This window comes from Carboxylicivirga sp. M1479, assembly GCF_007097485.1.
GTDB lineage: Bacteria > Bacteroidota > Bacteroidia > Bacteroidales > Marinilabiliaceae > Carboxylicivirga.
On sequence record NZ_VKDE01000001.1, the window covers coordinates 306,135 to 319,404 of the forward strand.

Consider the following 13,270-nt stretch of genomic DNA (forward strand, 5'->3'; position numbering starts at 1 on the left):
AAGTAGTTGAAATATAAGTGTTTGATTATTGATGAATTGGTGACCTCATGTATAAATTAGAGATGAATATTTATGATCATGAAAGCGCTCGTTGAGAAGTAGGGAATCATCTAAAAACTAAATTTATGTGATTTGAAACGAGCCGTGAGAATAGCTTCACACACAGGAGCATGATTTGTTTTGGCAAGTTCCATGTGGCAATAGAAAGCAAAATATATCACATGAATAAGCGGATTTAACTCTAGTAGCTTGCACTCAAAAGATAAGTGGGGTTGAATTTAGCATGCGAGTTGTATTTTTTTGGCGAATTAGGCATTGGCTAGGTTGAAGCGATGATTCCAACTGATTATTCATCGGTTTTGTGTGATAAAGCTAAGTAGCTCTATTTGATTTGATAATGACTTTTGGTTACATTCGAACTTATCAAAGCAATCTCTAATGCAAAAAACAATCATTACCTTTTTATTATTGGTGTTTTATATTTCAACTTCTGCGGCACAAGAAGTAATGCATCACATCAGCAATAAGGCTATTTACGATTTTATTGATGAATTGGCCAATAAAGGAATTATCGAAATTAATAGCACCATTAAGCCCTATTCGAGGTTAACTATTGCGAAAGCTCTTCAGCAAGCCAATGGACACGCTTCGCTCACAAAAAGGCAGCAAAAAGAACTTGCATTTTACCTCAAGGACTTTAGCAAGGAATTGACCATTGGAAAAGACTTTGACAAACGTTTCGATGTGTTTTATTACAGCGATTCTCTGTTTAAAGTAACTGTTAATCCTATACTAGGCGGGCAATTTTTTCATAATGGCGATGATCTGGTGTATCATCGTTGGGGCGGTGCTGAATTTTACGGAAGCATAGGTAAGAATGTTGGTATCTATGGGAGTTTAAGAGATAACCATGAATCGCAATTTTTAGGCGGAAGCGAATATATTAGTAAAAGGCCTGGTGCGGTTTATAAAGGCGATTACGATGATAAAGATTACTCAGAAACACGCGGTGGTATAACTTATTCGTGGAAATGGGGTAGCCTTGGTTTACACAAAGATCATGTGGTGTGGGGAAGTGGTTATAGTGATGCCATTATATTAAGCGGTTTGGCGCCATCGTATGGCTACATTTCGTTCAAGATGAATCCAGTAAAATGGTTGGAGTTTAATTATATGCATGGTTGGCTGGTGAGCGAAGTTATTGATTCGTCTCGCACTTATCCTGTTTATGGCAATGATAGAAATGTATATGCTAATAAATTTATATCGGCCAATATGTTTACCATAAAGCCGATGAAAAAGCTGAATATTTCATTTGGTAACTCTATTATTGTTGGAGATACTGATTTTAACCCCACTTTTATGGTGCCATTCCTTTTTTATAAATCAGCCGATCATACTTATAATTCATGGGATAATTGGGTTGGACATAATGCTCAAATGTATTTAGATGTGAGCAGTCGGCAAATCAAAAATCTTCATTTGTACATGTCTTTGTTTATCGATGAAATATCCTTGGAGCGGATGTTTGATGAAGAGCTGCAGTCGAATCACCTGGCCATTAAGTTTGGAGCAAAGGTAAATGACTTATTGCCCGATGTATCTTTAACTGCCGAATACACACGTGTTCGTCCGATGACCTACGATAATTTTGTGCCGAGCATCACTTTTCGAAGTAATGATTTTATGCTTGGGAGCTATATGCGCGATAATGCAGAGGAGTTGTATCTGGCTATTGGCTATAAGCCTATCAGGGGTTTGGATTTACAGGCCACATACACAAGCATGCGACGCGGTAAGGATTATATGCAAATATTAAACGATGGCGAGATTGATGAGCATCCCGAAATTAATCCCGATGAAGAACGGTGGGGCTTGCCTTTTATTAATGAAGAGCGGTATTCTAATCAAAGCATCACATTTAAGGCTTCTTACCAGATTATTAATGATGGATTTATTTTTGTTGAAGCAACGAATAATAGCTTTGGTGGACCCGATAAAGATCTATATACCAATCCCTACTATTTGAAAGGAGATAATATATTTTCCTTTGGGATGAATTTTGGGTTCTGATAATAAGACAGGTTTAGAATGTTGCCGTTGCGCCTTAACAACATTCGCGGTAATTTTAAAAGCTAAACTTTAGTCTCTTTGCCTCTATGGGTATAGCTTGAGAGGTTTATGTGATAAATACTAACCCACTTTTTAAATACATACAACTATGTTAAAAGAACTATTAGCCAAAAAGAAAAAGTTGTCAGTTATAGGATTAGGTTATGTTGGATTGCCTATTGCTCTGGAGTTTGCGCGCAAAATGTCAGTTATTGGTTTTGATATAAAAGAAGACCGTGTTGACTTGATGCGAAATGGAATTGACCCAAGTAACGAATTGGAATCGGAAGCGTTTGTGGGTTGCGATATAAAATATACAAGTAATGCCGGTGATTTAAAGGAGGCTGATTTTCATGTGGTTGCGGTGCCTACGCCTATTAACAAACATAACTTACCTAATTTAACGCCACTTTTGAGCGCTACGCGTGCGGTTGGTAAGGTTCTTAAAAAAGGAGATTATGTGGTTTTTGAATCAACCGTTTATCCGGGTTGTACCGAAGATGATTGTGTGCCCATATTGGAAGCTGAATCAGGTTTGAAGCTAAATACCGATTTTAAAGTAGGCTTTAGTCCTGAGCGAATTAATCCTGGTGATAAGGAGCATACCTTAACCAAAATTCTAAAAATTGTATCTGGTAGCGATGATGAGTCGGCTGAAGTGATTGAAGATGTTTATGCTAGTATTATTACAGCAGGAATTCATAAGGCCAGTTGTATTAAAGTAGCTGAGGCAGCAAAAATCATCGAAAACACGCAGCGTGATGTGAATATTGCCTTGATGAATGAGTTGTCGATTATCTTTAATAAAATGGATATCAATACTTTTGAAGTGTTGGAAGCTGCAGGTACTAAATGGAATTTCCTGCGCTTCTTTCCAGGGCTTGTGGGAGGGCATTGTATTGGAGTTGACCCTTACTACCTTACCTACAAGGCCAATGAGTTGGGCTATCATTCGAAAATAATTACGGGAGGACGGTACATTAATGATTCGATGGGTAGTTATGTCGCAAAGAATGTAGTGAAGAAGTTAATCTCCAATGGTATTAAAATTAACGGAGCTAAGGTGTTAATTATGGGCGCTACTTTTAAAGAGAATGTGAGCGACATACGAAATTCCAAAGTGGCCGATGTGGTAAACGAGCTTAAATCTTTTAGTATTGATGTGGAAGTTGTTGATCCGCATGCTTCATCCGAAGAACTACAACATGAATATGGCTACGGCTTAATCGACCAGATTGATGAAAGGTATCAGGCTGTTATTGTTGCTGTAAATCACAATGAATACATTCAACTCAATGAGGATTACTTTAAATCAATTATGGTTGAGCAAGGGCTTTTTGTCGATGTAAAGGGAATTTATAAAGGAGCGATAAAGGATTTGACTTACTGGAGTTTATAAGCTACATTTTAAAACAAAAAAAACGGTGTACCTAAATTTTGGTTACACCGTTTATTCGTTCTGCAAACCAGTTCTGTTGGTCTACTTGGTCACTTTCATCATTACTTATCAAATCCATAACTGTATTCTTTATTACCCGAAACAAGGGATACCTGATACTCGCCTGATGGTAGTTTACTCAAGTCAAACATACCAGAATACGTGTCTTTTGTTGGTAGGCTCGAGTTGTAAATCTCTGTTCCAAATTTATCGTCAATTTTAATACTTAAAGCTGCTTTGTCGAAGTTCATATGACTTACATAAAGCTTGTTTTCGGCTACTCTAAAGAAAGCATTTAGTGCTTCGTTTTCAGATTCTTTACTATCTGCTTTAATCAGTTCGTGATTAGTAATAATGAATTTTTCACTTGATTTTTCATTTTTACTAGTCAATTCAATGGTGTATTCGCCATCTTCAAGCGATGATAAATCAAATAGTTTCTGAAATGAGCTGGCTCCGTTAATGCGTGAACTAGAGTAAAGTTCTGAACCATCCTGATCAACAATTTTAAGGCGGAAATTCTCTGCGGCATCATAACGTGCGGTTATAACGGCATAATCCGTTTTCAAATAAGAATTGATAAAGATTTTTCCTTTTCCGAATGCTCCTGTGGACAATAAGGCCAATACAGCTACTGGCAACAACCTCCTTAATACATTTACTTTTTTCATCGTAAAATAGTTTTTAATAGTTAATAATTATTTATGACCCCTTTTCTGAGTGGGGTACGGTACAAAAGTAGAATGTTTTTTGAGACTATGTGTAAAAATTAGGGGGTATTTTTGTTAAAAATATAAAAACAACAATTTTCGACGACCAAAATAGGGGGTGTTGAGTTGTTTTGGTGATTTTTATATGAATTTGATGCTTTTTTAGGGGGGTGATGATTGAAAATCTTATTTTCTTACTGCTTTTTAAGTTGAAAACATGTATTTCATACCTCAATGTCGTTTTATTGACTTTTCAAGAATCATTTAAATGATCTCAAATAGTGTATAAAAACCATTTGTTCATTAAGTAAGTGTTAAAAAGGTGTAAAAATCCCATAAAATAATTACATATAGAAAGGCGAATGGATGAATATCTTTCGAATTATCACAAAGAAATTTATTCTTTCCTTTAAAGTAAAAGTGATTTCAGATGTTGTTTTAAGGCTAGAAATCTAAAAGGTAGAAAAATTAGATTGATAGAAGTGTAAACAGCTAAGTTTCATGAAAACATTCATGCTAATAATTCGGCTTTTCATCTTCTTAATTATACCATACGTCTATCAGCTTAAGTGTGAGTGTTTATTGTGATTAAATTCAAGCTCATAATCACAAATAACCCTCATTATGGACAGACGAAAGTTTCTTACCCGAACGGGCCAATCTTTGGCTTTACTAAATGTAGCTGGCTTAGCGAGTGCAGCTCCCACACTTTCGAAAGAGTATAAGAATGTAGCACCCGAAGACATTATTTATCGCACCTTAGGACGAACAGGTTTGCAAGTTCCTGTTGTTAGCATGGGCGTAATGAATGCGAATATACCTGGATTAATTGTTCGCTCATACGATAAGGGAATCCGACTGTTTGATACTGCTTGGTATTACCAGAACGGGATGAACGAGAAAATGCTGGGTGAAACTTTGGATAAGCATAAGCTGCGTGATGATGTGAAGATAGTTACCAAAGTCTATTTGAAAGAAACTGAACGCGACTTATATCAGCCCGAGATAAAAGCCGTGTTTATTGAACGCTTTGAAGAAAGTCTTCGACGATTAAAAACCGATTATGTAGATGTACTTATATATCATGCTGCAAGTACCATTGAAGAGCAGAATAATCCATTCATTATAGAGGCTTTGACTGAATTAAAAGCAGCAGGTAAGTACAAGCATTGTGCGGTTTCGTTGCATGGCGATGATGCTGCCTTGATTGACGATGTGCGCGAAAAAGGCTTCTACGATATTATTATGGTGATGTTTAACATCGCGTATGCCGATGATTTGCGTTTACAAACAGCAATGCAAAAGGCGGCCGAAGCGGGGCATGGAATAATAGCCATGAAAACACAATGTGGTGGCGGTGGATACATGTGGTGGGAAAAACACGAAGATAGTCGGCAGTCCATTGGTACGTTAAACCATACTGCCATGTTGAAGTGGGTGTTGCAGCACGATTATATTGCTACGGCCATACCAGGTTATACAACTTATGAGCAATTGGACGAAAATTTTTCGGTCGCCGATAATTTGGCATTTACAACGCAAGAGCGCGATTTTCTGGATAAAGCGCATGTGCAATTGGCGCAATCGTTTTGTGTTCAATGCTCGCAATGCGTTAACTCTTGTCCTCATCGTAACGATATTCCAACGCTTATGCGTACTTATATGTATGCCTATCAGTACGACAATATGCAACAAGCACTTGCCACCGAAAAGGCAATGCCTAGAAAATATGGTTTAGCCAACTGTAAAGATTGTGGTCAATGCAGTGCCCAATGCAAGCGTTCACTTAACTTATCGCAACGAATTGAAGCCCTTAAAGAATTAAACTTTCAACACGCTTAATGTATTTCTATGACTAAATATGTGATGATTCTCTTTTATGCATCTTTATTAAATACGGTATTGGCATCGGAGCCTTTTAAGTTGTTTCCTAAAATTGATTATTGGGAAATTGGCGAAATAGACCATTACAATACCAATACCTTGTACAATGCCATTAATGGTGGTTCTGAGTTATACCTAAAATATAATTTTGAAGGAATGACCACGGCCGACTATCTGCACAACGACAATTATATTACCGTAGAGTTGTATAAGCATGCCTCGCCTATTGATGCTTTTGGTGTTTACAGCATGGAACGACCGCAGGAGGATAAATACCTCGATATTGGTGTGCAAGGTTTTGGTGAATCCGATTATACTTATTTTGTAGCTGGACAATACTACATAAAGGTGCGTGCTTTAAAAGTGACCGATGAAAGTAAAGATGCCATGCAAGCAATCATCTCAAAACTGGAGAAGAACCTAAACGGTGAGGCTGTCTTTCCTGAGGAATTCAACTACTTTCCTACGAAAAATAAGGTAAGGTTTAGTGAGAGATACATTAATGTGAGTGTGATGGCCTATTCATTTCTTCAACATTCTTTTGAAGTGAAGTACCGCAATGGCGAAAAAGAATACACCTTGTTTATGCTTAAAAGTGACACCGAGGATGGAGCTTGTCGAATGTTACAGGCTTACTTGGAAGCAAGCAAAATGATTAAGGATGTTGCAAAGAATCAGTTTATATCTATCAATGATCGGTATAATGGAGATATTGGTTTGATGCAGGTTGGGAATTACATACTGTGTTCCCGTGGTGACCTTACTCAGGAAATGAGTGAACAATTATTGAATGAAATCGCCAATAATATACAACGATATTAAGGAGGTTTTTAGGTGGGATTTAAATTGGGAGGCTTTATAGCTTCCCTTTTTTTATTATTTTTAATTCATAAGTGTGTTAAATGATTATTGGATAAAATATAATTTTTTGACTATTGCTTTTTAAAAGTTGTACAGTGTGGCCTATTTTTAAATGGCTTTTGTTTTATTGAAAACTTTAGAGAGACTGGGAAGTTCCGAACTTGTTTCGGAAATCGCCCAGCCGAACTTAAGTTTGAGTTAAAAAAGAAAGTTATTTAAAAAGAAGCCTTGATCCTTTTTCCTTAGTTTTTGTGATCAAGAACAAAAAGTAAGTCCAGTTTGGGCGGATAGCCCAATTGAAGAAATTAATTATAATTACATTGACTTTTAATTCATCATCCTACATATTAAACTCATGATTAACGATAAAATACTGTTTGAAATAGAGCAATGGGCCAAACAAATGTTAGCCGATTGCGATGCCGGACATGATTGGTGGCACATAATACGTGTTCGAAATAATGCAAAAGCAGTTCATGCTATTGAGGGCGGCGATTGGAATACCATTTTGCTGGCTGTAATACTGCACGACATTGCCGACACCAAGTTTTTTGATGAGGTAGAATCTCTAATGCTGATCGAGCGAAAGCTTAAAGAACACCATATTGATGCTGAAGTGCTCGACCATGTAATTAAAATAATCCAAAACTTATCGTTTTCTAAACAATGGTGTGATACATCTTTTACTTCGCTGGAGCTGAGTGTGGTGCAAGATGCGGATCGTTTAGATGCCATTGGAGCTGTGGGAGTGGCCCGTGCATTTAGCTATGGCGGACATAAGGGTCGCGATTTCTATAACCCTGCCATACCTCCACAAGAATATGCTAGTGCCGATGAGTATAGGAACAGTAATAGTCCTACCATTAATCATTTTTACGAAAAGTTATTGTTGCTAAAGGATAAGATGAATACCAAAAGCGGAATGGCAATGGCTGCTCAACGGCATCAGTTTATGGAAGAGTATTTAAAGCAGTTTTTTAAAGAATGGGGAGAATAATTAATGACGATGAGTTTTGCATCATGCTGCATTGAAAATTAATAATTATTTTCACGCTCTCTAAAAATCCTAATGCTCAATGGCCGTAAAAAAGCAAAGTCCTAAGAAATCAGCATCCAAAAAGAAGACTGCCGTTCGTAAAAAAGCTAAAACAAAGAGGAGTTTTAAAAAGCGTCTGTTTTTATTTCTTCTAAAAGCTGGAGTACTAAGTATAGCCGGTGTATTTGTATTTTGCCTTTTTGTGTACTTGGGATTATTTGGCGCTATACCAGGCGAAGAAGAATTGTCGAAGATTCAGAACCATTCGGCCTCTGAAGTCTATTCTATTGATGACGAACTGATGGGGCGTTATTATATCGAACATCGCCTTACCATTGCCAACGATCAAATATCTCCTTACATAAAAGATGCCTTGGTGGCCACTGAGGATAGCCGTTTTTTTGAGCACAATGGCTTAGATGTTATTAGTTTGGGGCGTGTGGTGGTGCGTACCATTATTTTTGGAGACAGGGCACAAGGCGGCGGAAGCACCATTAGTCAGCAGTTGGCCAAAAACCTTTATCCGCGTATGCGATTGGGATTTTTGAGTTTACCTGTGGGTAAAACCAAAGAGATATTTACGGCTGCCCGCTTAGAAAACGTATACTCAAAAGACGACATACTTGCTCTTTACCTCAATACAGTTCCATTTGGTGAGGATATATACGGTATTGAAATGGCTTCCAAACGCTTTTTTGGAAAGAAGTCGAAAAACTTAAACCCAGCTGAAGCGGCCACCTTGGTAGGAATGTTGGCAGCCAACACAGCCTATAATCCTCGTTTAAATCCTGAGCGAAGTATTAAACGTCGCAATATTGTGCTGAAAAGAATGCGTGATCATGGTGCCATTTCGGAGGTAGAGTATCGTAAATGGCAACAGAGTAAGATTGTGCTGAACTACCGTAGGATTGATCACAACACAGGTATCGCACCTTATTTTAGAGAGAAGATTAGAGTACAGGCTCAGCAAATATTGGAAGATGAATATGGTGATGAATACGATATTTATTCCGATGGCCTAAAGATATATACGACCATTGATGCTGGCTTGCAGGAATATGCCGAAAAGGCGGTAGATCAGCAGATGAATCGTTTACAAGGCGAATTTGATAATCATTGGAAAGGACGTTCGCCCTGGGCCAAGCATCCACAAGTTTATACCAATGCCTTGCGGCAGTCGCGCCGCTACCAAAAAATGAAAGATGCTGGGCACAGCGATGAGAAGATATTTAAAGCGATGGAGAAGAAAGTGCCCATGACCATTTTTACTCATGCTGGTGAAAAAAGGGTGACCATGAGTCCGGTTGATTCGGTTAAGCACTATCTGATGCTGCTTAATACTGGTTTTGTGGCCATGAACCCGCGTAATGGCCATGTGTTGGCTTGGGTGGGAGGCATCGATCATAAAACGTACCAATACGACCATGTTACATCGCGTCGCCCGGTAGGCTCTACTTTTAAACCCATTGTCTATGCGGCAGCTATGCAGGATGGGGTGTCGCCTTGTGATTTTATATCCAATGAACAGGTGGTGTATGAGGATTATGATGATTGGGCTCCATCCAATAGCAATGGCAAGCACGAGGGCTACTACTCGGTAAAAGGCGGATTGGCCAATTCGGTTAATACGGTAAGTGCTAAATTAATTACGCAAATTGGTGTGAGCGAGGTGGTCAACCTGGCCGAGGATATGGGTATTGAAGAGGATATTCCTTATTATCCCTCTATAGCCTTGGGTACAGCTGAATTATCCTTGCTTGATATGGTAAGTGCCTATACGACATTTCCTAACTACGGTCGCCCTGTTGAGCCAACCATGTTATTAAAAATTGAAGACAGGAATGGCAATGTGCTTTATCAGAATGAGGGGCATTTGCCAAAAGATGAGGTTTATGACGATGATGTGGCCTATTTCGCAGTGGAATTGATGCGCGGAGTTGTGGAACGAGGAACGGCCAATTCTCTTCGCAGTGTTTTTAACCTTAAAAGCGACCTGGCAGGTAAAACAGGAACAACCCAGGATAATTCCGACGGATGGTTTATTGGTTACACCCCAAATATTGTGGCTGGTGCCTGGGTGGGGAACGATCAACCCAGCATTCGTTTTCGCTCAACGGCTTTAGGTAGTGGCGGGCACATGGCCTTGCCAATATTTGCCCGTTTTATGCAGCGCCTTGAGAAAGATCGTAGTCGCTACCAATACCATAAAGGATCATTTTATGTGGTGCCATCGCGTTTACAAAAACAATTAATGTGTGACGATTTCGCTGAGGAAGATCCTGATAAAGGCTTTTTCGATAGTTTATTGGAGGGATTTGATAAGCCCGACTCGCTTAAACTTAAGAAGCAGCAAGAGAAAAAGGCTAAAAAAGACCAGAAGAAGAAAGATCACAAAAGTGTTCTTCAGAAAATGAAAGACTTATTTAAGAAAAAGTAATATCGTACAAAAAGCACGGATGCCATCTTTATTGGCATAAAGCAAATAAAGATGGCATCCGTTTTTTAAGTCTCTGTAAAACTCCTCTATTTCGAACCAAACTCTGTTTTTAAGTCGGTGGTAAATTGTCGTATTTGTTGCTCATTCTCCTTGGGGCATATCAATAACGATTTATCCGACTGCACAATAATGTAGTTCTTGAGCCCTTGTATGACGCCCACCTTATCTTTGGGTAAGTGAACCACACTGCCTTCGGTATCGTAAAGTAATACCTTACCACTTAGGACGGCATTGTCGCGGTTGTTTCGCTCCGAGTTTTCGTGTAGCGATGTCCATGTTCCCAGGTCAGACCATCCGAAGTCAACTATTTGAACATATACATTATTGGCCTTTTCCATTACACCGTAATCAATGGAAATATTCTTACAGTCCATATAGGTGTCGTACAAGCTCTGTTCTTCTTTGTCCGTACCTATATTAGGGCCATAAGCCGTAAATAAACTGGCAATCTCTTTTAGGTGTTTGTTATAGGCTTTTTCAATACTCTTTAGCGACCAAATAAAGATACCAGAGTTCCAAAAGAACTCTCCGCTATCGAGCAGTATCTTGGCCATTTCCAGGTTGGGTTTCTCGGTAAATGTTTTGACCTTATTGAAATTATCAGGCAGACCTTCCTTTTCTTCCACCTGAATATATCCATAACCTGTTTCGGGCCTGCTGGGTTTAATGCCCAAGGTAAGTAAGGTGTCTTTGTCCTCTACAAACTTCAGCCCTTCAGTAATTTTATCTCTAAATACTGTTTCGTTTAATATTAAATGATCAGCAGGAGTGACCACCACATTGGCTTCTGGGTTTTGCGTTTTAATAACTGCATTAGCAAAGGCAATGCATGGAGCAGTATTGCGGCGTAAGGGTTCTGATAATACTTGTTCGGGCTTTAATTCTGGTAGCTGCTCAAGTACTAAGTTTTTGTAGCTATGGCTGGTAACAACTAAAAAGTTGTTGATGGGGCAAATGGATACAAAACGTTCGAAAGTTTGACGTAGAAGTGATTTGCCAGTGCCAAGAATATCGAGGAATTGTTTGGGTGTTTGGGTGGTGCTTAAAGGCCAAAAGCGACTACCTACGCCGCCTGCCATTATTACACAGTGTGTGTTGTTATTCATAGATTTGTTTATTTACAAATACGAATGTTGTATCTTGCTTCAGTAACTAGGATTATTATTACTTTTATCACACTAAATTACGGACTATTTTTCATATCGCAATGAGAATATTTTACCACCTGGGTCGTTACACGCTCTTTTTAAAAAAAGTATTCGGAAAACCTGAGAAGCACAGTGTTTTTGTCAAGCAGATTATTCGCGAAGTTGATAAGCTAGGTATTGACTCACTGGGTATTGTTATGATTATTTCTGTTTTTATGGGTGCTGTAATCACGCTTCAAACAGCCTATAATCTTGAAATGCCCATCATACCTAAATACACCATTGGATTGGCAGCTCGTGACTCTATACTTCTTGAGTTCTCATCCACTATCGTTGGCTTGATACTAGCTGGTAAGGTAGGTTCAAACATTGCCTCCGAAATTGGTACCATGCGTGTAACAGAGCAAATTGATGCTTTGGAGATAATGGGTATTAACCCGGCAGGCTATCTGGTGTTGCCTAAGGTCTTAGCTTTTGTTTTTATCATTCCTTTTCTTGTGATTATTAGTATGGGAATTGGAATATTAGGAGGTTTTGTTGCGGGTTCGCTTACTGGCGAAGTGCCTGGTCCCGAATATATTTATGGGATACAATATGCTTTTATTCCTTTTTACATTGTCTATGCTTTAATAAAATCAGTGGTGTTTGGCTTTATTATTTCTACTATTTCGGCATATTGGGGATACCATGTGAGTGGAGGAGCCCTTGAAGTTGGAGCCGCCAGTACCAAAGCTGTGGTGTCAAGTAGTATTCAAATTTTGTTATTCAACCTTATCCTTACACAATTATTGTTAGCATGATAGAAGCGATTGATGTACATAAATCCTTTGGCGATAAAGAAGTATTAAAAGGTATTTCAACTGTTTTTGAAAAAGGAAAGACGAACTTAATTATCGGACAAAGTGGATCGGGAAAAACCGTTTTGCTTAAGTCATTGGTGGGTTTGCACGATGTTACCTCGGGCGATATTCGTTACGATGGTAATAGCTTTCTTGAGTTGAATAATAAAAGCAAAAAACGCTTACGACAGGATATTGGCATGCTATTCCAGGGTTCTGCCTTATTTGATTCATTAACGGTGGAAGAGAATATTCGTTTTCCGCTTGATATGTTTACCGATTGGAGTATGGAAAAGCGACGCGAAAGAGCTAACTTTTGTATCGATCGTGTGAACTTGGAAAATGCCAACGCTAAATTCCCGTCGGAGATAAGTGGGGGTATGCAAAAACGAGTGGCCATAGCCCGTGCCATAGCTCTTAATCCAAAGTACTTGTTTTGCGATGAACCTAATTCAGGACTCGATCCGCGCACATCCATAGTGATAGACGAACTTATCCATGAGATAACCGTGGAGTTTGGCATGACAACCATTGTTAATACCCATGACATGAATTCAGTTATGGGAATAGGCGAGAATATTGTGTTTATCTACAAGGGCGAAAAACTTTGGGAGGGAACCAAAGACGATATTTTTCATGTGCAAAACAAGGCCTTGGAAGATTTTATTTTTGCCTCAAAACTCTTTAAAAAGGTTAGGGATAACAATGGGAAGTAGTCCCATTATAAACTATTTACATTTCTAAG

Annotated in this window: 10 protein-coding genes; 8 read left to right on the top strand and 2 right to left on the bottom strand. The window is 38.7% G+C overall.

Going from position 1 to position 13,270, the window contains the following annotated elements:
- Positions 1 to 438: 438 nt before the first annotated feature.
- Complete coding sequence (locus tag FNN09_RS01325) at positions 439 to 2,073, top strand: hypothetical protein (RefSeq protein ID WP_143299664.1); 1,635 nt, start codon at positions 439 to 441, stop codon at positions 2,071 to 2,073.
- Positions 2,074 to 2,221: 148 nt separating this feature from the next.
- A complete protein-coding gene (locus tag FNN09_RS01330) occupies positions 2,222 to 3,511 on the top strand; it encodes a nucleotide sugar dehydrogenase (protein ID WP_143299665.1) in 1,290 nt (429 codons plus the stop codon).
- A 101-nt stretch (positions 3,512 to 3,612) separates the two neighbouring features.
- Here the strand turns inward: FNN09_RS01330 and FNN09_RS01335 are convergent, their stop codons facing one another.
- Complete coding sequence (locus FNN09_RS01335; RefSeq protein WP_143299666.1) at positions 3,613 to 4,221, bottom strand: hypothetical protein; 609 nt, start codon at positions 4,219 to 4,221, stop codon at positions 3,613 to 3,615.
- 663 nt (positions 4,222 to 4,884) lie between these two features.
- Here FNN09_RS01335 and FNN09_RS01340 point away from each other — a divergent pair.
- The 4 genes from FNN09_RS01340 to FNN09_RS01355 all read left to right on the top strand — a co-directional run bounded on the left by FNN09_RS01340 (position 4,885) and on the right by FNN09_RS01355 (position 10,478).
- Complete coding sequence (locus FNN09_RS01340; protein WP_143299667.1) at positions 4,885 to 6,102, top strand: aldo/keto reductase; 1,218 nt, start codon at positions 4,885 to 4,887, stop codon at positions 6,100 to 6,102.
- 9 nt (positions 6,103 to 6,111) lie between these two features.
- Positions 6,112 to 6,966 carry a DUF6599 family protein gene (locus tag FNN09_RS01345; protein ID WP_143299668.1) on the top strand — a complete coding sequence of 285 codons (855 nt, stop codon included), beginning with the start codon at positions 6,112 to 6,114 and terminating at the stop codon, positions 6,964 to 6,966.
- A 394-nt stretch (positions 6,967 to 7,360) separates the two neighbouring features.
- The gene (locus FNN09_RS01350; protein ID WP_143299669.1) at positions 7,361 to 8,002 is read left to right on the top strand and encodes an HD domain-containing protein; all 642 of its coding nucleotides are present in this window, start codon (positions 7,361 to 7,363) and stop codon (positions 8,000 to 8,002) included.
- A gap of 79 nt (positions 8,003 to 8,081) precedes the next feature.
- Positions 8,082 to 10,478 (top strand): penicillin-binding protein 1A, encoded by a 2,397-nt coding sequence (locus tag FNN09_RS01355; protein ID WP_143299670.1) that lies wholly within the window; start codon positions 8,082 to 8,084, stop codon positions 10,476 to 10,478.
- Positions 10,479 to 10,564: 86 nt separating this feature from the next.
- Here the strand turns inward: FNN09_RS01355 and FNN09_RS01360 are convergent, their stop codons facing one another.
- Complete coding sequence (locus tag FNN09_RS01360; RefSeq protein WP_143299671.1) at positions 10,565 to 11,644, bottom strand: mannose-1-phosphate guanylyltransferase; 1,080 nt, start codon at positions 11,642 to 11,644, stop codon at positions 10,565 to 10,567.
- A 101-nt stretch (positions 11,645 to 11,745) separates the two neighbouring features.
- On the opposite strand from FNN09_RS01360, the gene FNN09_RS01365 reads away from it, so the two are divergent.
- Together FNN09_RS01365 and FNN09_RS01370 are read left to right on the top strand one after the other, a co-directional pair.
- The gene (locus FNN09_RS01365; RefSeq protein ID WP_143299672.1) at positions 11,746 to 12,486 is read left to right on the top strand and encodes an ABC transporter permease; all 741 of its coding nucleotides are present in this window, start codon (positions 11,746 to 11,748) and stop codon (positions 12,484 to 12,486) included.
- The gene (locus FNN09_RS01370) at positions 12,483 to 13,241 is read left to right on the top strand and encodes an ABC transporter ATP-binding protein (RefSeq protein WP_143299673.1); all 759 of its coding nucleotides are present in this window, start codon (positions 12,483 to 12,485) and stop codon (positions 13,239 to 13,241) included. The genes FNN09_RS01365 and FNN09_RS01370 overlap by 4 nt, the downstream gene beginning before the upstream one ends.
- Positions 13,242 to 13,270: the final 29 nt, after the last annotated feature.